The following is a 25,076-nucleotide window of genomic DNA, read 5'->3' as shown; positions in this document are numbered from 1 at the left end:
ATCGCCGCGGCTTTGAACTCAACCCTGCCGGGGGGCGCGCACCGCGTTCTTCGGCCGGAACGCCTTCACCACGTCGGCGTTCGTTTCCACATACGGGCCGCCGATCAGGTCGACGCAGTAAGGCACCGCGGCGAAAATCCCCGGCACCTTCACGGCGCCCCCCGCGTCTGCGTCACGCAAACCTTCCAGCGTTTCCTTGATCGACTTCGGCTGCCCCGGCAGGTTGACGATCAGCGCCGCGTGATCCGCGGTTTCGCGGATCACCGCCACCTGGCGCGACAGAATCGCGGTCGGCACGAAATTCAGGCTGATTTGCCGCATCTGCTCGCCGAAACCCGGCATTTCCTTGGTCGCTACCGCCAAAGTCGCTTCTGGCGTCACGTCGCGGCGCGACGGGCCGGTGCCACCGGTGGTCAGCACCAGATCGCAAGCCACTTCGTCGACCAGTTCGATCAGCGTGGCGGAAATGGTGGGCGCATCGTCCTGAATCAGGCGGGTGACCACCTGGAACGGCGAGGTCAGGGCGGCGCCGAGCCATTCCTGCAGCGCCGGAATGCCTTTGTCCTCGTAGACGCCCGTCGACGCACGATCGCTGATCGACACGAGACCGATCACGATTTCGTCCGGATGATTACGGACCAGATTGCGCGTTGCCTTATTCGTCGCGGTCGTCATCGTCGTCTTCCAGCGCGTCTTCTGCATCGGAATCGGTGTCGGCAGACGGGCCGTCGGCGTTCTTGATCCACTGGAACAGCTCGCGGAAGTAGCGCGGCGGCTTGCTTTGCTGCGCTTCCTTGCGGGCGTTGCGGATCAGCGTGCGGCCTTGCTGCGGATCGGCGTTCGGGTGCTGGCGGATGAATTCGGTCAGCGCGGCGTCGTCGGCGAGCAGCTTTTCGCGGGTGCGCTCGATCCAGTGCAGCTTGGCCGTTTCCGCCTTGTTGACGCCGTTATAGGTGTCGAGCGCGGTGCGCAGGGCGGCGGTTTCCTCGTCCAGCAGCGAGCGCATCACGCGCCCGACGTACTGCACCTGGCGGCGCTTGCCTTCGTGATCGGTGATGCGGCGCGCTTCGCGCACGGCGTCGTCGAGCTTTTCGGGCATCGGCATGCGTTTGAGCGCATCTTTCGGCAGGGCGATCAGCGCCGCGCCCAGTTCCTGCAGCTCGTGCATTTCGCGCTTGAGCTGGGACTTGCTGGGGCGGTCGTAGCCGTTCTCGTCGACTTCCGGCTCGGCGGATTCGATGGGTTGAATGCGGGTTTTGCGTGTCATACCGATATTGTAGCGTGCCGCGCACGCCGGACCCGCCGTGCTGCTGTGCACAAGTGCGCTCGCCGGCTCCGGCGGACGCGGCGAATGCCAGGTACGGCTTCGCAACCCTTGCTATGATCGCGGGATGCGTGACTACGCAAACGCGCACGCAAATGCACCAGCAAATGCGCACGCAGGTGCGTGGCATGGGCGAACACACAGGGCCGCTCGGCCCCGAACAGGACGGCAACGACAATGGCAGCAGACATGGACGTCAAGCAGCGCTTTTTTCCGCATACCCAGGATGAACTGAAGGAAATCGCCTCGGACATCCTTCGTCACGCGAAGTCGCTCGGCGGCACCGACGCGGCGACCGAGATCTCCGAAGGCGACGGCCTGTCCGTCTCCGTGCGGCGCGGCGAAGTCGAGACGATCGAACACAACCGCGACAAGATGGTCGGCGTGACGGTGTTCATCGGCAACAAGCGCGGCAACGCGAGCACCTCGGATTTTTCGTCGCAGGCCTTGAAGGACACGGTCGCGGCGGCGTACAACATCGCCCGCTTCACCGCGGAAGACGACTGCGCGGGTCTCGCCGAAGCAGACCTGCTCGAAACCGCGCCGCGCGATCTCGATCTGTATCACCCGTGGAATCTGACGGCCGACGAAGCGGTGGAAATCGCCCGTCGCTCGGAAGACGCCGCGTTCGCCACCGATCCGCAGATCAAGAACTCGGAAGGCGCGAGCGTCTCGGCGCAGCACTCGCAGTTCGTGCTGGCTACGTCGCGCGGCTTCCTTGCCGGCTATCCGTACTCGCGCCACTACATCGCCTGCGCGCCGATCGCCGGCAGCGCGCGCAACATGCAGCGCGACGACTGGTACACGTCGACACGCAGCGCGGCCGACCTCGCCGATCCGGAAGCGGTGGGCCGCTACGCCGCGCAACGGGCGCTGTCGCGCATCGGCGCGCGCGGGCTCGACACCCGCAAGGTGCCGGTGCTGTTCGAAGCGCCGCTCGCGGCCGGCATTCTCGGCGCGTTCGTCCAGGCCACGAGCGGCGGCGCGCTGTACCGCAAGACCTCGTTCCTCGTCGATAGCCTCGGCAAGCCGGTGTTCGCGCCGCACGTCCAGGTGGTCGAAGATCCGCACGTCGCGCGTGCAATGGGTAGCGCGCCGTTCGACGAAGAAGGGGTGCGCACGAAACAACGTTCGGTGGTGAAGGACGGCGTGGTGGAAGGCTACTTCCTGTCCACTTACTCGGCGCGCAAGCTCGGCATGCAGACAACCGGTAACGCCGGCGGCTCGCACAATCTGTCGCTGCGCAGCTCGAAGACGCGCCCGGGGGACGACTTCGAAGAAATGCTAAAGAAGCTCGGCACGGGCCTGTTGCTGACCGAACTGATGGGGCAGGGCGTGAACTATGTGACGGGAGACTATTCGCGCGGCGCGTCGGGCTTCTGGGTCGAGAACGGCAAGATCCAGTATCCGGTCGAGGAAATCACGGTGGCGAGCACCTTGCAGGAGATGTTCCGCCATATCGTCGCGATCGGCGCGGATACGATTACGCGCGGCACCAAGGAAACGGGCTCGGTGCTGATCGAACGGATGACGATCGCCGGGCAGTAAGCGGGTCGATCAAGCGCTGGCCGGCTGCACAACGGCGCTGCAAACAGAAACGCCACGCAAGCAATTGCGTGGCGTTTTTTTATGCGTGCACGATGAGTAGCGGCGAAAGACGAATGGCAAATGCGCGAAGCGAACCGCAGACCCTCAGTCAGTCCCGCTGCAACACCCTCAAATGCCCTTGCGCTTATACGTCACGAACGCGTAATCGAAGTCATTCGGCGCGTCGGCGCGATGCGTTTCATGCGCGACTTCTTCCCACTCGCTTTCGTCGAGTTCGGGGAAGGTGGCGTCGCCTTCGAAGTCGGCGGAGATCTCGGTGATGATCAGCTTGTCCGCCTGACGCAAACCTTCCGCATACAACTGCGCGCCGCCGATCAGAAACGCTTCCGGCGCCTGATCCTGGGCGGCCAGCTTCAGCGCGTCTTCGAGCGTGGTGGCCGCGTCGCAGCCCTGAAAGCGCCGTGCGGCATCCCGTGTCACGACAATGTTGCGCCGTCCCGGCAGCGGCCGACCGATCGATTCATGCGTCTTGCGGCCCATGATGATGGGCGCGCCCATCGTGGTGCGCTTGAAGAACGCGAGGTCTTCGGGAAGTCGCCAGGGCAACTGGTTGTCGCGGCCGATCACGCCGTTATTGGCGCGAGCGACGATCAAGGTGAGCGTCGTCATCGAATGGAAAGGGGAACGTAACCAGGATGATTCTACCTGAGGTGCAACGCCGTGCCGCCATGCAAGTCGGCGGAGCACCGGCCGGGCAGCCGGTACCCCGCCAGGCGCCGCATCATTCGTGAGCAGCCTCGTCGGCGACGCTCGGTTCAAACGACGCTTTGTCATCAACGGCGACCAATTCCCGCAGTCCATGGTGACCCATCAGCCGGTACAGCGTGACGCGCGAAATATTCAGATCGATCGCCGCCTCGTTCAAGCGATGACGATGCCGCAGCAGCGCAGCTTCGATCGCGCGTTTCTCGGCGGCTTCGCGCGCCTGCGAGAGACTCATGGTCTCCTGCTCGGTGAACTGCGCAAGGTCGAGGTCTTCGGCGGAAATCAGCTTGTTTTCCGCCATCACGATCGCGCGGCGCACCCGGTTGATCAGTTCGCGCACATTGCCGGGCCAGCCGTAGTTGTACATTGCCTCGATCGCCGATGGCGTAAAGCCGCGGATCTTGCGCGCGCTGTCGGTCTTAAACTTGTGCATGATGTGATGCGCAAGAATCTCGATGTCCTTGCCGCGGGCGCGCAGCGGCGGCTCGTCGACACGCAGCACGCACAGGCGGTGGAACAGGTCGGCGCGGAACCGGCCGTCGCGCATCGCGATCTCGAGATCCACGTGGGTAGCGGAGATGATTCGCACGTCCACGGGAATCGATTCGCGGCCGCCGAGCCGGTCGATCTTGCCTTCCTGCAAAAAGCGCAGCAGGCTCGCCTGGCTTTCCATCGGCAGGTCGCCGATTTCGTCGAGCAGCAGGGTGCCGCCGTCCGCGGCCTCGACCCGGCCGATCTTGCGCTGGTTCGCGCCGGTGAACGCGCCGCGTTCGTAGCCGAATAGTTCGGATTGCAGCAGATGGTGCGGAATCGCGCCGCAGTTGATGGCGATGAACGGCGCCTTGCGACGCGGCGAGCGTTCGTGGATCGCCAGCGCCGTGAGTTCCTTGCCGGTGCCGGATTCACCTGAGATGAACACGCTGGCGTCGGTGTTGGCGACTTTGCGAATCGTGCGGAAGAGTTGCTGCATCGCTTCGCAGGTGCCGACCATTTCATCTTCGTCGTCGGCAGCGGGCGCGGCAGGCGGAATCTCATCGGCATCGCACAGCGTCACCATGCCGAATGCGTGACTGGCGAGGTAGTCGATCGTGGCGTTGGCCACCGGTGTCTTGACGTAGTCGAAGCAGTAGTGGCGGATTAGGCGCCGCACGTTGGCGTCGGCGAGGCGTTCCGAAGTGGCGAGCGCAATCCAGCCGATCTGCTGTTGACGCAGGCTCGCTTCGAGCCCGCCAAGATCGCGCGGCGCAAAGCTGGCCAGGTCGACGATGCCGGCGCATATCACGTCGGGCTTGAGCAGGCGCGAGACCTCATGCGCTGAGCGGGCCACCATCACATGCCAGCCGCGGCTCTTCAGATGAGCGGCGAGCGCCTCGTCCGGCGTGCGCGCGACGTACAGCAGCGACCGATCGGTCCGCGCATGCAGCAGACCGCTCCCATTCGCGGCAGGGGACGCCTCGTGCAAGCGTCCCACAGCGGCTTCCTGAGGTCGCGCCAAAGAGACTTCCGACGGCCGTCCCACGAGGACTTCCGCTGCCCGTGTCACAGAAACATCCGACGCTCGGGCAATCGACAGATGAGTGCCGGAGGGCGGTGTAACGCTGCTCAAATGGGGTGATTCGCGCACGATCAACCTCGTATCGTTGACACGTCAAAAAGTGTAGGGAAAACGCACACCGATCACGAAGTTCGGCGTGTCGGGCGTGAGGCCGACCGATACCGAACCGTTGATCGTCAAGTGCTTGTTCACTACGTGATTCAAGCCGAAGGTCAGTGCGGCAGCGGTGGTCTCGCTGCCCGGCACCTTCGAATAGGTTCCGCCTGGCGACTTGGTCTGCGACTCGGGTTCCAGCGCCATGGTGTACGAAATGCTGGCGGAATCCTTGTCTGAGAACGCGAGCGCCACGCCGCCGCCGAATTGCACGACGTCGCCGATCTTGACCGTCGCCGGTTCGGTCTGACCGATGACCGACGAGATGTCCTGGAACGAGCGGGCAATGTTGTAGGTGTACGAAACGCTGCCGAACAGCACGACCGGATCGTAGGTCTTCAACAACGACAGGCCCGCCGTGATGTTCCAGAAGCCGGTGCCGGTGGGCAGCTTGGTGGGGGCGACGAGGTTGGTGTTGTTGGCATCGACCTGCGCCAGCTTGATGCCGAACGGCGACGTACCGGTCGGCGCCTTGATGCGCAGGCTGCCGACCACATCCGGCAGATTGTTGGTTTCCTTCAGGAACTGGTAGTAGATCCCGAAATTGACGTCGCCAATATTGCTCGAATTTGCCGAGGCATCCGAGACCGTATTCGCCGCTCCGCCGGCTCCGCCGACGATGAAATTGCTGTGCCGGTAGACATAGGGCACGTCGACGTCGACGCTGATGCGGTCGGTCAGACCGTAGCGCGTGTCGAGGTCGGCCATCACCTGGTGCGACTTGGTCTCGCCGAGGTTGATGTTGCCGAGGAAAATCGCGTCGAGCGCGAGGAAGCCGGACAGTTGCAACTGGCGGCGATCGTAGTAGGTATCGTTGATACCCCAGTCGAGGGTCAGCTTGTGCTCGAACAGCGGCGTGTGCTGCTGGCTTTGCACCACTGCGTCTTCCGATTGGGTGCGCACCGGTTGCGCGGCCTTCTGCGTCTGGCCGATCGCGCCGCTGCCGTCGGTCGCGGCCGGCAGGCCGCCACCACCACCGCTGCCTTCCGGCACGGGCGGCGTGACCGGCACACCTGTCGCGGTACCCGTGGCGCCCCCCGGCGCGGGAGTACCCGGGTTCACCTGGGCAAGCGGTGGCAACGGCACAGGCAGGCCGTCTGCGCCAGGCTGCTCGGCGACCGCCGCGCTGCCGGCCTGCTCACCGTAACCCGGTGCGCCGCGGCCGCGCTGCGACATTTCGAGGTTCGTGACCTGCCGTTCGAGTGAGATGATCTGCTTTTGCTGCTCGCTGACAACACGCATGAGCGTGTTCAGCCGTTCTTCAACCGATTGATCGGCGAGCGCTTGCGCGCTGGCCCCCTGCGATAGCGCAAACAGCATGACGGCGGCTGGAATAGCCGCTAACGCCATGCGCGGCGCCCCGTTCTTTGAGAATCTGATCATTTTTGTTCCCCCGGTATTCTGACTGCGCGTCGCATGTCTCCTTGTGCATCACGCGGTCGTTTGGTACTTCGGTCTCCTTCCTGGTCGGGTGGCGGCCCGTGTTATCTCCTTACCGTGTTTTGCAGGGCTTGTAGGACGCCAATCTGGCGCAGCATCGAGGCCGACATCGGCTGCGTCTGCAAATGCAGTTGCAACTGGTTGGCGACTTGCTGGTTATTGCCTGCGATCTGCAAGAGTTGGGCAATCTTGCCGGCCTGCAGCGCACTGGACGGCGCGATGGTTTGGGTCGCGATACCGCTGGGCGTCTGCAACGAAATCGAAATGCCGCCGTTGGCGAGACTGACGGAGGCTTTCACCGAGCCGTTCGAATTGCTTGCGGCGGCCGACGTTGCGTTGTTATAGGACCCGCCCGCCAGGCTGCCAGGCGAGGCGTCGAAATCGATCAGCGCCTGGTTCGTCCCGAGGTTGCCGTTGCCGGCCACCTGGGTAATCTGCGAGACGCCGTTGACGCTGACGTTCTGCCCGCCGGTTGCGCTGGCGTTGCGGTTGGCGCCGCTGCCGCCGCCCATGTTCGGACCGGTCACGGAGGCCGTTGAATTGAACTGGACGTTCGGCTGGTTGGGCGTGTTTGTACCGATGGCGAGCGAGCCCGAGGCGACAGCGGTGGCGCCGTTCGGCAACTGCCATTGCGACAGCAGGGTGATAACGACACCCGAAATGATGTCCCCAACGATGCCTTTGCCGGTCTGGTTGGCGAGGATGGCGTCGTCGACAGGTTGGAGCTTGAGCGCGCCGACGTCTTCAAACACCGTAGATGTCTGCTCGGCAGCGTGTGCGACTGATGCGAGGCCGCACGTTGTGAAACACAACGCACAGCCAATGGTGAGTAAGTTTCGGTCCATGATGAGTCAGAACAACTCTGCCTTGATCAAACCGTATTCAACAAAGGGAGTCGCAGCCGTGCCGTTTTCCAGTGCACGTTCACGCAGCTTGAGCGCGAGCGACTCGTTGCCTTGCAAGAGCGGAGAATCCTCCATAAATGGCTTGCCGACGACCGCGAATACGAGGCCGTTCCATTTCTTGACGAAGTCGTCTTCCATGACGATGCGGTTGCCGAGCGCCGGGTCGGCAATGAAGACGCGGCTGTCTTCCGCGTGCTTGACGATCACGAAGTGCTCGTAGCCGTCGCTGTTCATCAGCACGAGCACAGGAATCTGCAGGTGATAGAGCGCTTCAGGGGTCACGCGGAAACCCCGGCCACGCAGGCCGATCGTTTCGACGAACTTCTTCATGTCAAGCATCGAGAAACCGTTCTTGACCACCACCTCTGGTGTCGAAAACACCATCATGCGTTGGATCATTTCGGGTTCGGGAATGTCGATGCCGTAGCCGTACTTCAGCAACGTGGCCAGAGCGGCCGAGCCGCAGCTGTAGTCGTAACGCTGCGAAACGATGTGGTTGTAGCGGATCTCGCGGATCGAACGCACGTTCACGTCGAACGGCACGCCCGCTGCTGCGTTCATGGAAAGGGCACTCTGCGCGTGAACCGTCTGCGAAAGCACGAGTCCAGCGAAGAGTGTCAGGAAAAAGCCGTGCGTTACCCTGCTCACCCCGAACATGGTATGTCCCCCCCTGCGGAGACAGCCGGCCAGCACGAGGCTGACCGGTGTCTTCCTGCGATACTGCTTTAGTTACTGATGCGACACGCTGGCGACTGCAAGGCCGTTGTGTTGCAGGTTGCCTACACCCGACGCGATATTCACCCCAATGTTGCCGCTTGCATTGGACAGAGCGCCTGCACCGAGCATCGACGAACCGGTGAAGTTGCCGCTGACGCTTGCTCCTGCGGTCTGGCAGTTCTGGTCGGATGCGATGACTTCGCCGCCGTCCTTGCCGCCCTTATGACCCCAGCCCATGCCGCTGCTGCTGCTATCCGTGGTGGCCGAGGCGGCGAGGCTGTTGTTTTGCACGTTGCCGACACCCGACGCCACGTTCACCCCGATGTTGCCGGTCGCGCCCTTCAGCACGTCGGCTCCGACGCTGGCGGTGAAGTTGAAGTCACCAATCCGCGCCTTGCCGTCCGACGATTGCGTCGAGTAGATCTGCGCAGTGCCGAACACGGGGCCGACGTCCATGTTGGACAGGGCGGCATCATTGGATTGCGCGTTGTCGACACCGGTGGCCATGTTGACGCCGATATTGCCGTTCGCGGTTTGCAATGCGCCGTCGCCGATCGCAGCAGACATCACCGTCGGTTTTTCGGTGTTGATGTGCTCGGTGATGCTGCCGTAGACATTCACTGTGCCTGCGCTGATGCTGTCATGCGCGCTCCAGCCCCATGCGTTGGCGCTCGCGGAGACATGGCTGGCCTTGTAGTAGCCCGAGGCGCTTTGTTCCGCAGCCTGCGCGAAGTAGCCGGACGAATGTTCCTGTCCCCATGCGGCCTGGTGTCCCGAGGACTGCTCGGCGAAGTAGCCGCCGAAGTTATCCGAGGAGTGCGTGTTCAGTGCGGCGGCGAAGCCTGCCGCTACCCCGCCGAAGATCACGCCATTGCCGCCGCCGAGACCAGCGATAAAGCCGGCTGCCAGATAGCCGTTCGCGCTGTTGTGGGTGTTGACGTGGCTGCCGCCGGCAACCGATGCTTGGTAGCCTTGCGAGAAGCCGCTGCTTTCGCCGAAGCTGTGGCCTTGTGCGTAAGCTGCAGCCGATTGTTCTTGCGAGCCTTCGGCAAACGAGCCAGCGCTGTACGACGAGTGAACCGCGTAGTTCGAGCCACCGCCGCTGCCATTGAACCAGGATTTGGTCGAATCGATCGTCGTGGTTACGTGGCCGCTGGTGTAGCTCTGCGGAGGCGTCTTCATGTTGACGCCACCGATGTCTACATTCTGGGTGTTGTTGACCGTGGCGCCGGAGCTGCTCGACACATTGACGTGGCCGCGCAAGGTAATGAAACCGAATTCGCCAATGTCGGTGTAGATGTTGGTTGCCGTAAAGAGCTCAGCCGGGTCGCAGCCGGCCGTGCATTCGGCGTAAGCCGAGCTTGCTGCCAACGTCGACAGGACGGCCGCTGCAATGAGAGTGCGCTTCATGATGACGCTCCGATAAAGAGTGTGGCTCGTTAGAAAAAGGTGCCCGCCGGGGGACGGAGCACAAAACTGTTTGAACTGACGTTACCTGAGCCGGCTGTCTGGTTGATCTGAACGATCCCACTGACGTTTTTGAGCGCATCCGTACCGATGGATACCTCGCGTACGTCGTGGTTTTCGCCAGACCTTCCCAGACCGCCGCCCTTGGCGGTCGTAGCGGATAGCACCCCATCCGCTACGATCTCCGCTCCAATCGGTCCAGAACCAACTACGGCGCTGTTCCGCTGAAGATTCCCTACACCCGCCGACTGATTCACTTCGATAAGGCCAGAGGTGTTTGAAAATGCGTTACTGCTGATCGTGCTTTTCGCAGCCGCCGTCTTGGCGTTGGTGGCCGCGCCCTGCAAGCTGCCGATCAGGTTGAGAGGCGTGGCTCCGTTGGTGAACACGCCTTGATTCGCTTGTGCGTTATCGAGTCCGGAGGTCTCGTTGATGGCGATGACCCCGAGGCTGCCGCTGACCGCGCCTTTGCCGATAACCGACTCCGCGTCGATCTGGGCCGGCAGCGACTGGGCATGGGCCGCGAAGCTCGCGCAGCCAAGCACTGCCCAGGCAAGCAGGGGCCAGCGCGACTGTTTGCGTGACGGAAGGCGCTTGGCCGGTGCGCGTGACGTTGTCATTTCATGGCTCCTAGAGCTGCGCCCAAGGGGGCGAGTGCACCGCTGACCGACTGGGCAATCGAGCTGCCGATCCCACCTGCGCCGCCGAAGCTGGCGCCCGCGCCGACCGGAACGTTGTTGCCGGCGCCCGCCAGCATGTGTGTGATGCCGTTGGCGCCGACCAGTGCAGGCATATAGCCGTTGCCGGCGATGCCGGCCGTGCCGTGCGCGCCGTTCAGGTCGAGATCGCTCGCCATCGTGCCGATCGCGCCATCGAAGGTCGCTCTCGGGAACGTCTGGACCTGGACTGCGATCGGGTCCTGGCTCTTCGGCACCGGCACGAATGCATCGCGTGGCGTGATGTCGCGCTCGATAATGAGGTTGCCCGGCTGCGTCAACTGCTGCGCGGCGGCACTCGTTACGGCGCCGGCAGCGAGCACGCCGAGCAGCGCGCACAGCACGGCTGCCGAGGGGCGGCTGCTGTTCGGCTTCTGGGTTGAGGCGTTCATGTCAGTTCCTTGCGGGCGGACGATCGGTCGGTGCGGTCTTGGGCAGCGAGCGGCGCGTCGTGCTAATTTCTCTGGTAGCTCGTGACGTTGCCTTGAGCGGAGCGGGCGACGTCGACGGGAACTGGCAACTGCGACGGCGGGGCAATTTCGTCCCACAGCGTTACGCCGTTGCCACTGTTGTTAAAGCCGCGCATCAGTTGCGGCGTTGCTGAAACCATCAACATGCCGCCGAAGCCGCCGCGTTGGTGGGACAGCGCCTGATCGTCCAGCACGAGATCGGTCATAGACGCGGCGTCGGCGGAAATGCTCAGCGCGTTGCCGGCCAGATCGCTGCGGGGCGCGGCGCTGTCGTTCGTGGCGGCCACGGTGTTGTCCACCGCGGCGGCGCTTGTCGTATGCGTGACATCCGCAACCGTCGTGGTCGGCGAGGCCACCGCTGCGAGCGTCGTGCTCGCGAGGGTGGCGGAACCGGCATCGGCGGTTTCGGCCATCGTGGCGGATTGAGGCAGCGCGAATTCCTGTGCATTGACGCCAGCGGACAGCACGGTCAAGGTCACCGCGGCGGCGCATAGTGCGGCGCAAGGTGCAATGCTGCTCAGGTCGATGCGGAAAGCGAGTCGCATGATGTGTCTCCTTGGTGCACAGCATTTAGCGAAACGTGTGCCATGAGTCGCAATCCATTGGTGCGTCTGGATGTGACCCGCATACCGCGGAGTAACAGGTAAGAAATCGGACAAAAACGTTTCAGCGCTGAAACGGCAGGCAGAAAATACCTGTAATTCGTTAAATCCGACGGTATGAAGTACCTTCGGGTCTACGCTAGGAAAAGCGCTTCCACAATGCTTTTATTCATAAGCTGAATAACTATTTATTGGCCGCTTGGCCTTGCTGGGCAAGGGGTCCCCGATTAAATTCGCATAATTGTTTTCCAAGCGGCGCGTGTATAGTAAGCTCTCGAAAACAGCTTCAGATTTAAAAAAGCCCGCTAACGGGCCGTCTCAAACACACACGCCGCTTTCTTGGGGATCAGCTGTCCGCACGGAATGGAATGGCCGTTCGGTTTTTGCTATATCGCGAATCCCGAACGAGTCAGCGTGTCTGAACTGAAGTTCAGGTGCGTGCGTCATCCTTAACGTTCGTTGACGAGAGGATCTGAATAATGGAACCCGCAACGCGGCAACTGATTTACGTTTCACGCGATCCGAGCGCGGAACTGAATACTCGCTTCCATCAGCGCGGCTGGCATGTCGAAGTCGTGGGGTCGGCGCGCGATGTGCGCCGTGCTGTTCGCGCCGGAATGGCGGCGGGCGGCTTGCTCGATCTGTCTAGTGATTTTCAGCCACACGAAATCGCCGCCTTCGAGTCCTGTCTGACCATGCCGAACGTCGGCTGGGTTGCGGCAACCACGCCTGGACAATTGCAGGACGCGGCCTTGCGCCGGCTCGTGCGGGACTATTGTTTCGACTATGTAACGGTGCCGTACTCGGGCGACAGGATCGTGGATTCGGTCGGTCATGCATACGGCATGATTTCGCTCGGCGAGCCGGCATCGAACGACGCTTCGCAAGGCGCCGAAGGTGAAATGGTCGGTTCGTGCGACGCGATGCTGGCGCTGTTCCGCTCGATCCGCAAAGTGGCCATGACCGACGCGCCGGTATTTATCTCAGGCGAGTCGGGCACCGGCAAGGAGCTGACCGCGGTCGCGATCCACGAACGCTCGGCGCGCCGTAATGCGCCTTTTGTGCCGATCAACTGCGGCGCGATTCCCCCACATCTGTTGCAATCCGAACTATTTGGCTATGAGCGCGGCGCGTTCACCGGCGCCAACCAGCGCAAGATCGGCCGCGTGGAGGCGGCCAACGGCGGCACGCTGTTTCTCGACGAAATCGGCGATCTGCCACTCGAAAGCCAGGCGAGCCTGCTGCGCTTCCTGCAGGAGCGCAAGGTGGAGCGGCTCGGCGGCCACGGTTCAATCGACGTCGACGTGCGCATCATTTCGGCAACGCACGTAGATATGACGGCCGCGATGATCGAAGGACGGTTCCGCTCCGATCTGTATCACCGTCTGTGCGTGCTGCAAATCGACGAACCGCCGTTGCGTGCACGTGGTAAGGATATCGAACTGCTTGCGCGGCACATGCTGGAACGTTTCAAGAAAGATGCAAGCCGCCGTCTGCGCGGTTTCGCGCCCGACGCCATCGCGGCGCTGCATAACTACGGCTGGCCGGGCAACGTGCGCGAGTTGATCAATCGCGTGCGGCGCGCCATCGTGATGTCGGAAGGGCGCGCGATCACGGCACGTGATCTCGAGTTGGCCGAGTATGTGGAGATCGTGCCGGTCTCGCTCGCGCAGGCGCGCGAAGCGGCCGAACGCCAGGCCATCGAGCTCGCGCTGCTGCGTCATCGCGGCCGTCTCGGCGACGCCGCGCAGGAACTCGGCATTTCACGCGTGACGCTGTATCGCCTGCTGTGCTCGCACGGCATGCGCCATATGGAAGGCGAACCGCTGGTCACGCCGCACGGCGAATTGCCGGCCTCGGTGCCGCATCTCTGACGGGCGTCGTTGTCCACTTAGCGCCCGCTCAGCGGCCCACTTAGTGGCCCCTTAGCCACCGATATTTTCTCCGCGGCGCGCCTCGACCGGGCGCCGTCGGGCTGCGCTTGTTAAAATCGGGTTTTCCGCTCAATCTCCGTGGCGTGTGTGCCTGACCAGGCGCGCGCTTCGTCGAAGGAACCCGCATGAAACAATACCTCGACCTCGTCCGCACGATTCTCGACACCGGCACGTGGCAGGAGAACCGCACCGGCATTCGCACCATCAGCATGCCAGGCGCGATGTTGCGCTTCGACCTCCAGCAGGGCTTTCCCGCCGTCACCACGAAAAAACTGGCGTTCAAGTCGGCAGTGGGCGAGCTGGTCGGCTTTCTGCGCGCCTCGCGCAGCGCCGCGGATTTCCGCGATCTCGGCTGCAAGGTCTGGGACGCGAACGCCAACCAGAATCCGCAATGGCTCGCCAATCCGTATCGCCAGGGCCCGGACGATCTCGGCGACGTGTATGGCGTGCAGTGGCGCCAGTGGCCGGCCTACAAGGTGCTGGACGCAGGCGCCGCCGCGCAGCTGGCCGATGCCACGGCGCGTGGCTTCCAGGTGGTGACGGAATTCGAGGAAGACGGCAGCCCCAAGGTGCTGCTGTACAAGGCGATCGACCAGTTGCGGCAATGCCTCGACACGATCATGCAGAACCCGGCCGATCGGCGAATTTTGTTTCATGCCTGGAACCCCGCCGTGCTGGACCAGATCGCGCTGCCGGCTTGCCACCTGCTTTATCAGTTCCTGCCGAATGTTGCGCGGCGAGAAATTTCGCTGTGTCTGTACATCCGCAGCAACGACGTTGGCCTCGGCACGCCGTTCAATCTGACCGAAGGCGCGGCGTTGCTGCATCTGGTGGGCCGGCTGACGGGTTATACGCCGCGCTGGTTTACCTACTTCATCGGCGACGCGCACATCTACGAGAACCAGCTCGACATGCTGAAGCAACAGCTCACGCGCGAGCCGTATGAAAGCCCGGCCTTCGCGATCTCGGACCGTGTGCCGGACTATGCGAAAACCGGCGTGTATGAGCCGGAATGGCTGGAGAAGATCGAGCCGTCGGACTTCTCGCTGGTCGGCTACCGGCATCACGAGCCGCTCACGGCGCCGATGGCGGTCTGAACGCGCGCTGAGCATCTGCTCGCAGGCTGCTCAAAGAAAAAACCCCCGCGATGCGAATCGCGGGGGTTTTTTCTTGCCGCTTTCCGGCTATCGGGTTGTCAGCGCATCTAGCTGCGCGCGTAACCTTTAGCCTTTGTGATGCTCGTCACGATTGCCGCCGCTCGAATGCTGGTCGGCGTGCTGCGGTTGCGGCTGGGGGCGCGGCTGCTGCGCCTGCTGCGGACGCGGTTCAGGGCGCGGCTGCTGCACCTGTTGCGGTTGCGGGCGCGGCTCAGGGCGCGGCTGCTGCACCTGTTGCGGTTGCGGTTGAGGGCGCGGCTGCTGCACCTGCTGTGGTTGCGGGCGCGGCTCAGGGCGCGGCTGCTGTACCTGCTGCGGTTGCGGGCGCGGCTCCGGACGTGGCTGCTGCACTTGCTGCGGTTGCGGTTCAGGACGCGGCTGCTGTACCTGTTGCGGCTGCGGACGATATTCCTGACGCGGTTGCTGCTGCGCCTGCTGCATCTGTTGCGGCTGGGGCGCCTGCGGCTGGGCGTGCACTTCAGGTGCGCGCGGCGGCTGCGCTTCTGGCTGGCGCTGAACCTGTTGCTGCGGCCCAGGACGTGCCTCCGGCTGGCGAGCCTGTTCCTGCGGGGCACCGTGCTGCTGCGCCTGCTGGGCCATCGGCGTATGCGGCTGCGTCCATGCAGGCTCGTGCCTTCCTTCTGCGCCCGGTTGCTGACCTGCTTGCATCGGCGCGCCGTGCTGCTGCGCGAAAGCGTTCGGGTTCGCGCCGTTCGCTTGCGGCGGACGGGGCACACCATTGGACGGATGAGCAGCCTCGGTGGGTTGCTGATGCACGTTGGCCATTTGCGGCGGCATGCCTGGCCGCGCCTGTGGTTCGCCGCCGCGTTGCGGTTGACCGTTGACCGGCGCTTCGCCCGGCCGCTGACCAGCCTGCTGCATGCCATTAGGCGCACCCGGCGCACCCGGCACACCCGGTGCACCCGGCGCTGCACCCGGTGTCCGTCCTGCTATATGCGACTGCACGACCCGCACGTTCTGCACCGGCATGGCCCCAGGACCGCCCGCCATGTGAGCCGGCACCGAGGTTCGCACGATCGGCGCGCCCGCGCCTGGCACTCGTCCGCCGCTCTGCGCAAAACGTTGCGCAAGGCTGTCGTGGTACGCCGCCGGCACGGCCGGACTGCGGGTAGCCACGACCGGGCGCGCCATCGCGCCGGCCGGCGGACGGTAATTCGCGTTACGCAGGCCCGGTCCGAAGCTTTCCTTCACCGGCGCGATCCCCGGACCACCCGGATTGATCCGCGCGTTGCGCCACTGCTGCGGGTCAACCTTCTGCGCGAAGCGGCCCACCGATTGACCATGCACGAAGGCCGTCGCCGGCACCGCGGTCACGCCACCCGGCGCGCGATAGTTGATGTACGTGTTGTGAATGTTGGTCACATTCACGTTCGTCACGTTGCGGTTGTAGTTGTTGACGACCGTCGTGTTGTTGACGCGGTTGTAGTAACCCGGGCTCCAATGATCGTGATCGCCCCAGTGCGGGTGCCACGGTTCGCCCGGGCCCAGCGGGAACCACGCGACGCCGGCCGCGACCGCACCGCCAATCGCCAGGCTCACGCCCCAGTCGACTCCGCCGCCACCGCCGCCCACGAAGGCAACCAGTGCGGGTGCGTAGACAGGCGGTTCGCTGACCACGACTGGTCCCGGCACCCACGCCCAAGAGTCGTCGACGTAGGCCCAGCGGCCGTAGTGGTAGGGCGCGAAGCCCCACGGCGCGTCGTCGACCCAGGTCCAGCCCCACGGCGCTTGCCATACCCAATGGCCGTCGTGATAAGGCGCCCACCCTGCGGGTGTCGCACGCGGCACCCACACTTCACCGTACTGCGGGCTGCTGCGCCACGTACCGTTGGCGTCGAGGTCCTGATAGCCGGGGATGTCGCGCGACACATAGCGCGCCGACACCGAGCGGTCTTCCGCTGCGTCGCGGCTCGCTGCCCATTGATCGAAGCCGTCGAGACCAGGCGCGCCGTTGTCGGCGACCTGTTGCAGGTTGGTGCCGGCAAAGCGGATCTGCTGGCCGGCCGCGACCGGCACCTGGCCGCTGTCGCCGTACACGGTCGCGCTGCCGCTGCGCACGGTGACGGTGGTGCTGCTGCCGTCCGGCGCAACGTCGACACGATAGTCGCCGGGGCCGTTCAGGCCGAGCGCCACATTCGGCGTGTCGATTTCATAGGTGGAGCCCGGCGCCAGTTCGCGCAAGCGTGCCGACAACGTGCCCTGCGCGACCTTCAGCTGCGCGCTGTTGTCGTCGAGATTGAGGATGTCGAGGCTGGTGGACTGGCCGAGGCGCACGGCCGTCGAACCGATGTGCAGTTCGGAGCGTGCGTTCTGATCGTTCCACAACTGATCGCCGGAGGTGAGCGGGCGATTGATCTGTGCGTATGACCAGTCGGTTGCGCCGGCCGGTTCGGTGGTCACGGCGCCGGCCGTGTAGTTCAGACGTGCAACACGCCCAGGCGGATCGATGTTCTGTTGTGAAGCAGCCTCTGGCGGCGCCTGTTCGGCTTCCTGCGCGAGGGTGGCTTGCGCCGCGAACAGGAACGCCGCGGCGGCGATCAGTGTGTAGCCGGTGATCCGACGTTTCGATTGTTGGGGTGTGGTTACTGTTCTCATGATTTGGCTCCGACGGACGCGCATTGTGCGACATCCGTGAGAGTCACTCTACCCTTGCGGTTTGTTTCAAGGCCCCCACTTTTGTAAGGCTTCCCCACGAGCGTGTAACAAAAGGTCTCGATAAGGCGTTTCGTAAGCTGAATGCGCAAATTCTGTAATCGCGTCAATCAGTTAAGCGTGTTTCAAGCGGCCAGGAACGCGTCGAAATGGCGGTGGCCTGCCGGGGTGATGCGCAAGATCCGCGGCCGCTCAGTGCGTTCGACCCAGCCATGCGCCGACCACGAATCGAGCAGCGCGGCGCCGAGCGCGCCGCCCAGGTGCGGACGCCGTTCGCTCCAGTCGGGACAGGTGCAGGCGAAGCGGCGCCGGCGGCTCTTCTGGGTGGACATGTCGATGCCCCATTCGGCAAAGCGGGCGGCGCCGTCGGTCGTGGCTTCGAGCGAGGAGCCGTGCAGCGTTAGCAGACCGCGTTCGACCAGCCGCTCGAACACCCGTACCGACAATTCTCCCGCCATATGGTCGTAGCAGGTGCGGGCGTAGCGCATGTCGACCGGCACGGTGCGCACCGGCCGCGGCACGGCCCGTTGCGGCGCGCTGACCTGCGCAACGTTGGCGAGCGCTTCGATGGACGCGGCGATATCCGGCGAGGCGATCCGGAAATAGCGATGCCGGCCGCGCACTTCGAGCGCGAGCAGGCCGCCGTCGGTCAGACGCGCCAGATGAGCGCTGGCTGCCGACGGCGAGAGCCCGGCGATCATCGTCAGTTCACCGGCCGGGCGGGCGCTGCCGTCCATCAGCGACCACAACATCGCTGCGCGGCCGGGATCGGCGAGCAGCGCACCGATGCGGCTCAAGCCGGGGAAGTGATTCTGTTCGTCTGTGAGAGTGATGGGCATCAGGCGTCTCCGGTTGGCGGCGCGGGCAGGGCGCCATGCAGTCCACTGTATCTGGCTGCTGTATTCGATGTTTCAGCTTAGCGTGAATCGTCGAATGCAGTGGCTACGAAAATCCGGCGGGAAGGGGCGGCTGATACGTGCTTCGATGAGGCGCTGTTTCTGCCTTTCGGTGCGGCGATGCCGCTTTGGCGTCGCGTTGGGCCGCCAGGCTAGAATCGAACTCTGTCTTTGCCGGAACACGCTGTTATGAAATTTCTTCTTGCCGCCGCTGCCGCGGTTCTGTTGTTCAGCGCGTGCGCGCAGGGCGGTTCCGGCTCGAGCTCGGGTGCAGGCACGGGCAGCATCACGATGTACGGCACGATCGACGAAGGTATTACGGTTCGCAAGTAAGCGCGAGGCGCGCGGCCACATTTTCAGGTGGCCGAGTGCGGCGATTGGCTGGAATTGATGCATCATTGTCATTCCTGCCACCTCCGGCCATGTGACGATCCAGGCATCGCCACTTTCGCCGTTTGAGGCCTACCGATGCCGCCACCCGCTGCTCCCTCTGCCGCTTCGTCCTTTGCCGGCACGCAAACCGACTCCGGCCACTCCGATCCTCATAGCCGGCGCGCCGCGCGCGTGCTGGCGGTCTGCCAGGCGCTCTACACCTCATCGGTCTCGATCGATCTGACCTTGACCGGTCTGGTCGGTTACACGCTTGCCGATGACAAGGCGCTTGCGACGCTGCCGTTTTCACTGATTACCGTCGCCGCCGCACTGACCACCATCTTCGCGTCGTTCCTGATGGCGCGCATCGGACGGCGCGCGGGCTTCATGCTCGGCGCCGGTGTCGGCGCGCTGGGCGGGGCCGTCTCCGTGTGGGCGATCTTTCATCACAGCTTCTGGGCGTTCTGCGCCGGTACGGCGACCGTCGGCGTGTTCCAGGCGTTCGCGCAGTACTACCGGCTGGCGGCCGCGGATGCGGTGGGAATCGAAGGCAAAGGCCGCGCGATTTCGACGGTGCTCACCGGCGGCGTGGTGGCCGCCGTCTGCGGACCACTGCTCGCCGCATGGAGTAAGGACTGGCTCGCGCCGGTGGCCTTCGCCGGCTCCTATGCGCTCGTCACCGGCTTCGGGCTCGTATCGATTGCCATGCTGGCGCTGCTGTATCGCGACGCCGCACCGTCCGCGAGTGCGGCCGTGACGCACGAAACGGCGCGGCCGCTCGGCGAAATCGTGCGACAGCCGATCTTTGCAGCGGCGCTCGCCAATAACGCGCTCGGCTACGCCGTGATGATGTTCGTGATGACCGCGACGCCGATTGCGGCAGTGGCGTGCGGCCACACGATCGGCGACGGCGCGGCGATCATCCAATGGCACCTCGTCGGCATGTTCGCGCCGTCGCTGTTCTCCGCGCGGCTGATCCGGCGCTTTGGCGTGCTGCCGGTGATCGGTGCGGGGATCGTGCTGTCGGCGCTGTGCGGTGTGTTGGCGCTGCGCTCGACCGATCTGCCGCACTTCTACGCGGCGCTCGCCTGTCTCGGCGTGGGGTGGAATTTCATGTTCGTCGGCGGCTCGACGCTGCTCGCACAATCGTACCGGCCGTCCGAGCGGGCCAAGACGCAGGCGACCAGCGAATTCACGACGTTTGCGTTTTCCGCGCTGGGCTCGCTGTTTGCCGGGCAATTGCTGGCGCGCTTCGGCTGGGCGACGATCAATGCCGCGATCTTTCCGCTGCTGGGGATGGCGGCGTTGGCTACGCTGGCGTATGCGTGGTCGCGGAAGCGGCAACTTGCGGCGGGGGTGTCCTGATGACGGTACGTCATATCGTTTTCGCGGTCGCTCCTGATCTCGTGCTGCTCGATGCATGCGGGCCGCTTGAGGCGTTCTGGCGCGCAGAGTTGACGATGGCGGCTGCGGCGGGCAAGTCCGGCAACGCCGCCGAGCCGGTCGCCTATCGCACGACGGTCGCATCGATCGACGGCGGCGTGCTGCAAACCTTTCCGGGTCTGCCGGTCGTCACCGAACGGCTCGATTCACTCGACGACCAACCGATCGACACGCTGATCGTCCCCGGCGTCCCAATCGACGAACACTGCACGTTGCAGGCGGAACTCGTCGCGTGGATCAGGCGACGTGCGCCGGAGGCGCGGCGCGTCTGCTCGGTCTGCACGGGCGCCTTTTATCTCGCAGCGGCGGGCCTGCTCGACGGCCGCCGGGCAACCACCCATTGGCGGGAAGCGCCGCATCTCGCGCAGCGCTTTCCTAACGTACAGGTCGACGCTGATCCGATCTTTATCCGCGACGTGGGCCATGGCGAAGGAAAGCGCGTCGTCTGGACATCGGCGGGCGTGACGGCAGGCATCGATCTGGCGCTGGCGCTGATCGAAGAAGATGTCGGCCACGCGGTTGCGATGCAGGCGGCGCGGCGGCTGGTGGTGTTCATGAAACGGCCCGGCGGCCAGTCGCAGTTCAGCGCGGCGCTTGCTGCCCAGGCTTCGGCAGGCGGACCGTTCGAAGCGCTGCATAGCTGGATGGCGGGCCATTTGCGCGACGACCTGTCGGTCGAGCGGCTGGCCGAGCGCGCGCAGATGAGTCCGCGGACTTTCGCGCGGCGCTACGTCGACGAGGTGGGCCGCACGCCGGCTAAAACGGTGTCGGCACTGCGTCTGGAGGCGGCCGCGCGGGCGCTGGCGGAGTCGCGCCGGCCGCTGAAGCGGATTGCGCTCGATTGTGGCTTCGGCAGCGAGCAGAATTTGAGGCGAGCCTTCGTGCGGCGCTTCGGCGTGTTGCCGCTCGAGTATCGGGAGCGGTTCGAGTCGGCGGTCGTGCCGCAGCGCGCGGCGGTTTCTGCGCTTGTGGCGGCGAGTTAAACAGGTCGCCAAACGAAAGTAAAACGAAAGAATTGCGCTCGTCCAGGCCGAAATTCGGCCACATGTCCCCACCCGATCCGCGACGGAGTCAATATTGCGCTCGTATAATCGCCTCCTTTAAATGCGTCCGATTGACCGGAGTCAAGATGAGCACCCCTGCCTTAGCGCCCCTGGACCGTTCCGAAACCACCTTCCGCTTTCTCGCCGAGCCCAGCTCGGTCAACTTCGGCGGCAAGGTGCATGGCGGCGCGTTGATGAAGTGGATCGACGAAACCGCGTACGCGTGCTCGGCGGTGTGGTCGGGGCGCTACTGCGTGACGGTCAGCGTCGGCAATATCCGTTTTCGCCGGCCGATCCTGGTTGGCAACCTGGTTGAACTGCGCGCGCGGGTCGTGGCGACGGGGCGCACCAGCATGCACATCCACGTCTCGGTGCAGGCGGGCGATCCGAAGGGCGGCGAGCTGCTGCAAACCACGGACTGCCTGGTGGTGATGGTCGCCGTCAACGAGAACGGCCACCCGGTGCCGGTGCCGGCGTTCGTCCCGGAAACGGATGAACAGAAGCGCCTTGCCAGGTACGCGATGGACGTGAAAGACGCGCTCGACGCGATCGTCGAACTAAAGCCGGAAGAAGTGGCGCAGGGGAAGGTTTAAGCGGCGCCTCGGGCGGCATCGGCACGCCTTGCGGAAGACGTGCCGCCGCTCGCCAGAAGCATGCACAACAGGGCGCGCGAACATTGCGTCCGCGCGGCCTGCTATTTGCAATCACGTCAGCGAATCTGCCAGACCGGCCAGGCTCCTGCCGATCCCGCCGGCGATCACCCCGCCGAATGCCCGACCATATCCTTCGGCTGCACCCATTCGTCGAACTGCTGCTCGGTGACATAGCCGAGCTTGAGCGCTGACGCCTTCAGCGTCGTACCTTCCTTGTGCGCCTTCTTTGCAATCTGCGCGGCCTTGTCGTAACCGATGTGCGGATTGAGCGCCGTCACCAGCATCAGCGATTCGTTCAGCAATGTCTCGATGCGCTCGCGATTCGGCTCGATCCCCACTGCACAGTTGTCGTTGAAACTGTGCGCGCCGTCGGCGAGCAAACGGACCGATTGCAGCACGTTGTGCGCAATCATCGGCCGGAACACGTTCAACTCGAAGTTGCCGCTCGCACCGCCGATATTCACCGCGACGTCGTTGCCGAACACTTGCGCGCACAGCATCGTCAAGGCTTCGGATTGAGTCGGATTGACCTTGCCCGGCATGATCGAGCTGCCCGGTTCGTTCTCCGGAATCGACAGTTCGCCGAGGCCGCAACGCGGGCCACTTGCAAGCCAGCGGATGTCGTTGGCGATCTTGTTCAGGCTCGCCGCCACCGTCTTCAACGCGCCGTGCGCGAACACCAGCGCATCGGCCGCGGCCATCACTTCGAATTTGTTCGGCGCGGAGACGAACGGCAAGCCGGTCAGTTTGCCGATCGCGGCCGCCACCTTGTCGGCGAACTGTGGATGCGCGTTCAAACCGGTGCCGACCGCCGTGCCGCCCTGGGCGAGTTCGTACAAATGCGGCAACGCCGATTCCACGTGACGGATGCCATGATCGAGTTGCGCGACGTAGCCCGAAAACTCCTGGCCGAGCGTCAGCGGCGTAGCGTCCTGCAGATGCGTGCGGCCGATCTTGACGACGTCGGCGAAGGCTTTTGCCTTGCCGTCGAGCGTTTCGCGCAGCGTCTTCAGCGCGGGCAGCAGATGCTTGACGATCGCATAGGCGGCGGCCACGTGCATTGCAGTCGGAAACACATCGTTCGACGACTGGCCGCGATTCACATCGTCGTTCGGATGCACCTTGCGCGCTTCGCCGCGCTCGCCGCCGAGCAGCTCGCTCGCGCGATTCGCGATCACCTCGTTGAGGTTCATGTTGGTCTGCGTACCGGACCCGGTTTGCCAGACCGCGAGCGGAAATTCTTCAGGATGCTTGCCGTCGATGATCTCGTCGGCCGCCTGCATGATCGCCTTCGCCTTGTTTTCGTCGAGCACGCCAAGACCCTGGTTGACCTCGGCGGCGGCGCGCTTGATGACCGCCAGCGCAGTGATCAGTTCGGGCGATTGCTTTTCGGACGAAATGCGGAAATTCTGCAGCGAGCGCTGGGTCTGCGCGCCCCATAGACGAGCGTTCGGTACGGCGATTTCACCGAACGTATCGCGCTCCATTCGTACGTCTTCAGCCATGGTTTAACTCCGCTTCTTAAAGTTCTGCGTTGACAGGCAATAAGGAGAATAGACCCGTTAGCGCGTTCCGGTAAAAACCCGCCTGGGGGTCGAAGATATAGGTGCGGCGCGTGCCGTCTTCGACGTCGGTCCAGACGAGCGGCGAGAGGGGCGCACCGATCGAGCGCAGATAGGCGAGTTGCGCCGCGTCGGCGAGCGTGACGTGGTAGCTGGCTTCGGGCGCAATGGCGCGTTCGAAGATCTGCGCGACCTGTTCGGCGAGTGCCGGGCTGTGGATGACCAGCGTCTGCTCGGTGTTCAGATTGGCTGAGCGCGGATCGAGATTCATCGAGCCAATCACCAGGATCTTGTGGTCGATGACATAGGTCTTTGCGTGCAGGCTGGCTCGCGAGCTGGACCCACCGAAACCGACGCGCCGCTCTCTCTGCTGCGATTTGAATTCATACAATTCCACGCCCTGTTGCAGCAGCGGTACGCGGAAGGGGCTATAGCCGGCCTGCACCGCTACCGCATCGGTTGCGGCGAGCGAGTTGGTCAGCACCGCGATGCGCACGCCGCGATGCGTCAGTTCGCCGGCCGCCTTGACGCCGCTCTGGTGCGGTACGAAATAGGGCGAAATAATCAGAAAATCCTTCTGTGCGTCGTGCATCAGCTCGCCCAGCCGCTGCATTGGCGGGCTGACGTAGTCCGGCGATGGATGTTCGATTTTCTCCGGCAGGTCCGCCTTGAATTCGGCCGGCGCCCACGTCAAGCCAAGTTGATCCTGGGCAATCTGCGTGGCGAGCGGCGTAGCGTTCAGCGGTTTCGCGTTGTACGGGTCGGCGTTGGTGCGCCAGTGCTGGCGTAAATCGTCGCGCGTCTGGTCGAGTTCCTTCGCATCGAACTTCTGCTTGTTCAAAGCCCGCAGCGGATAGGCGATGCTGCTGTTCCAGTAGTCGTCGAAACTGGCGGAGACGTCGGCGACGACCGGGCCGGCGGCCAGCACGTCGAGGTCTCGGAACTGCAGCGTTTCGCTCGCGCTGAAATATTCGTCGCCGAGATTGCGGCCGCCGACGATAGCCAACTGGTTGTCGGTGATCATCGACTTGTTGTGCATGCGGCGCGTGAAATGGCCGATCTGCGTGAACACGTTCGTCGTGCGTTCGAATACGCCTTCCTGCGCGCTGCCGAACGGATTGAAAACACGGACCTCGATGTTGTCGTGCGAGTTCAGACCCGCCATGGTCTGGTCGATATCCTTGAAGTTCAGATCGTCGACCAGCATGCGCACTCTCACGCCGTGATCGGCCGCATAGAGCGCTGCGCCGAGCAGCAGCTTGCCGGTGGTGTCCTCGTTGGCGATGTAGTACTGCATGTCGAGGGTTTTCGTCGCCGCGCGTGCGAGCGCAATGCGCATCTGCAAGGCGTCGGTGCCGCTAGCGAGCACCCGGAAACCGGTCTGACCCGGGTGCGCGGCTTCGAGTGGCGCAAGGGCCGTGTGAAGCGGCGTTGTTTCAGTGGCGGGCAGTGCGTGGGTGACCGGACGGTCGAATGCGGTGGCGGGCGGCTTGGTCGCGCAAGCGGTCAGAAATGCCGTTGCGCAACACAGCAGGAAGAAATGTCTCGTCGTCTCCCACGAGGTCTTCCTGCTGGGCGTGATGAATGCGCACTTGCGATGCGATGCGGTCTGATCTTGATTTTGATTTTGATGCCACGACACGCCGGCTCTCCCTGGGTTGCACGCTTCTCATCGCGGCAG

Annotated in this window: 22 protein-coding genes; 7 read left to right on the top strand and 15 right to left on the bottom strand. The window is 63.9% G+C overall.

What is annotated here, in order from left to right:
- Positions 1–18: 18 nt before the first annotated feature.
- Positions 19–675 (bottom strand): molybdopterin adenylyltransferase, encoded by a 657-nt coding sequence (gene mog / locus M0D68_RS25030; protein ID WP_200621397.1) that lies wholly within the window; start codon positions 673–675, stop codon positions 19–21.
- Positions 656–1,267, bottom strand: coding sequence for a ribosome biogenesis factor YjgA (gene yjgA, locus M0D68_RS25025; protein ID WP_093640688.1), 612 nt, complete (start codon positions 1,265–1,267; stop codon positions 656–658). The genes mog and yjgA overlap by 20 nt, the downstream gene beginning before the upstream one ends.
- Positions 1,268–1,501: 234 nt before the next feature.
- Between yjgA and pmbA the strand changes: the two genes are divergently transcribed.
- Positions 1,502–2,872, top strand: coding sequence for a metalloprotease PmbA (pmbA, locus tag M0D68_RS25020; protein ID WP_054036131.1), 1,371 nt, complete (start codon positions 1,502–1,504; stop codon positions 2,870–2,872).
- Between the two features lie 168 nt (positions 2,873–3,040).
- Here the strand turns inward: pmbA and M0D68_RS25015 are convergent, their stop codons facing one another.
- From M0D68_RS25015 to M0D68_RS24975, 9 genes are all read right to left on the bottom strand, one after another.
- Positions 3,041–3,541: a dihydrofolate reductase gene (locus M0D68_RS25015; RefSeq protein ID WP_200621398.1), complete on the bottom strand. Its 501-nt coding sequence runs from the start codon at positions 3,539–3,541 to the stop codon at positions 3,041–3,043.
- A gap of 112 nt (positions 3,542–3,653) precedes the next feature.
- Positions 3,654–5,261 (bottom strand): sigma-54 dependent transcriptional regulator, encoded by a 1,608-nt coding sequence (locus M0D68_RS25010; RefSeq protein ID WP_093640684.1) that lies wholly within the window; start codon positions 5,259–5,261, stop codon positions 3,654–3,656.
- 24 nt (positions 5,262–5,285) lie between these two features.
- On the bottom strand, positions 5,286–6,728 hold the full coding sequence (locus tag M0D68_RS25005) for a hypothetical protein (RefSeq protein ID WP_234487017.1): 1,443 nt from the start codon (positions 6,726–6,728) through the stop codon (positions 5,286–5,288).
- A gap of 101 nt (positions 6,729–6,829) precedes the next feature.
- Positions 6,830–7,537, bottom strand: coding sequence for a peptidase C39 (locus M0D68_RS25000; RefSeq protein WP_266209517.1), 708 nt, complete (start codon positions 7,535–7,537; stop codon positions 6,830–6,832).
- A 99-nt stretch (positions 7,538–7,636) separates the two neighbouring features.
- Positions 7,637–8,251: a C39 family peptidase gene (locus tag M0D68_RS24995; RefSeq protein ID WP_234487016.1), complete on the bottom strand. Its 615-nt coding sequence runs from the start codon at positions 8,249–8,251 to the stop codon at positions 7,637–7,639.
- A gap of 168 nt (positions 8,252–8,419) precedes the next feature.
- A complete protein-coding gene (locus M0D68_RS24990) occupies positions 8,420–9,817 on the bottom strand; it encodes a hypothetical protein (RefSeq protein ID WP_200621401.1) in 1,398 nt (465 codons plus the stop codon).
- A gap of 29 nt (positions 9,818–9,846) precedes the next feature.
- Positions 9,847–10,494, bottom strand: coding sequence for a hypothetical protein (locus tag M0D68_RS24985; RefSeq protein ID WP_093640586.1), 648 nt, complete (start codon positions 10,492–10,494; stop codon positions 9,847–9,849).
- Entirely contained in the window at positions 10,491–10,982 is a 492-nt protein-coding gene (locus M0D68_RS24980) for a hypothetical protein (protein ID WP_234487015.1), read from the bottom strand. The genes M0D68_RS24985 and M0D68_RS24980 overlap by 4 nt, the downstream gene beginning before the upstream one ends.
- A gap of 62 nt (positions 10,983–11,044) precedes the next feature.
- Positions 11,045–11,605 (bottom strand): hypothetical protein, encoded by a 561-nt coding sequence (locus M0D68_RS24975; RefSeq protein ID WP_093640583.1) that lies wholly within the window; start codon positions 11,603–11,605, stop codon positions 11,045–11,047.
- Positions 11,606–12,141: 536 nt separating this feature from the next.
- On the opposite strand from M0D68_RS24975, the gene M0D68_RS24970 reads away from it, so the two are divergent.
- Both M0D68_RS24970 and M0D68_RS24965 read left to right on the top strand, forming a co-directional pair.
- The gene (locus M0D68_RS24970) at positions 12,142–13,536 is read left to right on the top strand and encodes a sigma-54 dependent transcriptional regulator (protein WP_093640579.1); all 1,395 of its coding nucleotides are present in this window, start codon (positions 12,142–12,144) and stop codon (positions 13,534–13,536) included.
- Positions 13,537–13,721: 185 nt separating this feature from the next.
- Positions 13,722–14,693 carry a thymidylate synthase gene (locus M0D68_RS24965; RefSeq protein WP_200621402.1) on the top strand — a complete coding sequence of 324 codons (972 nt, stop codon included), beginning with the start codon at positions 13,722–13,724 and terminating at the stop codon, positions 14,691–14,693.
- Positions 14,694–14,819: 126 nt separating this feature from the next.
- Here the strand turns inward: M0D68_RS24965 and M0D68_RS24960 are convergent, their stop codons facing one another.
- Positions 14,820–17,369: a DUF6600 domain-containing protein gene (locus tag M0D68_RS24960; protein ID WP_266225641.1), complete on the bottom strand. Its 2,550-nt coding sequence runs from the start codon at positions 17,367–17,369 to the stop codon at positions 14,820–14,822.
- A 182-nt stretch (positions 17,370–17,551) separates the two neighbouring features.
- Entirely contained in the window at positions 17,552–18,265 is a 714-nt protein-coding gene (locus tag M0D68_RS24955) for a helix-turn-helix transcriptional regulator (protein WP_093640570.1), read from the bottom strand.
- Positions 18,266–18,511: 246 nt separating this feature from the next.
- On the opposite strand from M0D68_RS24955, the gene M0D68_RS24950 reads away from it, so the two are divergent.
- The 4 genes from M0D68_RS24950 to M0D68_RS24935 all read left to right on the top strand — a co-directional run bounded on the left by M0D68_RS24950 (position 18,512) and on the right by M0D68_RS24935 (position 21,773).
- On the top strand, positions 18,512–18,655 hold the full coding sequence (locus M0D68_RS24950) for a hypothetical protein (RefSeq protein ID WP_167378466.1): 144 nt from the start codon (positions 18,512–18,514) through the stop codon (positions 18,653–18,655).
- Between the two features lie 135 nt (positions 18,656–18,790).
- The gene (locus tag M0D68_RS24945) at positions 18,791–20,059 is read left to right on the top strand and encodes an MFS transporter (protein WP_200621404.1); all 1,269 of its coding nucleotides are present in this window, start codon (positions 18,791–18,793) and stop codon (positions 20,057–20,059) included.
- Positions 20,059–21,120: a GlxA family transcriptional regulator gene (locus M0D68_RS24940; protein ID WP_200621405.1), complete on the top strand. Its 1,062-nt coding sequence runs from the start codon at positions 20,059–20,061 to the stop codon at positions 21,118–21,120. Before M0D68_RS24945 ends, M0D68_RS24940 begins: the two co-directional genes overlap by 1 nt.
- A gap of 146 nt (positions 21,121–21,266) precedes the next feature.
- Complete coding sequence (locus M0D68_RS24935; RefSeq protein WP_093640561.1) at positions 21,267–21,773, top strand: acyl-CoA thioesterase; 507 nt, start codon at positions 21,267–21,269, stop codon at positions 21,771–21,773.
- 164 nt (positions 21,774–21,937) lie between these two features.
- On the opposite strand, the gene fumC is transcribed toward M0D68_RS24935, so the two are convergent.
- Complete coding sequence (fumC, locus tag M0D68_RS24930; RefSeq protein ID WP_200621406.1) at positions 21,938–23,338, bottom strand: class II fumarate hydratase; 1,401 nt, start codon at positions 23,336–23,338, stop codon at positions 21,938–21,940.
- Between the two features lie 16 nt (positions 23,339–23,354).
- The gene (locus tag M0D68_RS24925) at positions 23,355–24,977 is read right to left on the bottom strand and encodes a phospholipase D family protein (RefSeq protein WP_244862836.1); all 1,623 of its coding nucleotides are present in this window, start codon (positions 24,975–24,977) and stop codon (positions 23,355–23,357) included.
- Between the last annotated feature and the right edge of the window lie 99 nt (positions 24,978–25,076).

Source organism: Paraburkholderia sp. SEWSISQ10-3 4 (assembly GCF_030464785.1).
GTDB lineage: Bacteria > Pseudomonadota > Gammaproteobacteria > Burkholderiales > Burkholderiaceae > Paraburkholderia > Paraburkholderia aspalathi.
The sequence above is the reverse complement of the archived record's forward strand: the minus strand, read 5'-3'. Positions and strand labels throughout refer to the sequence as shown.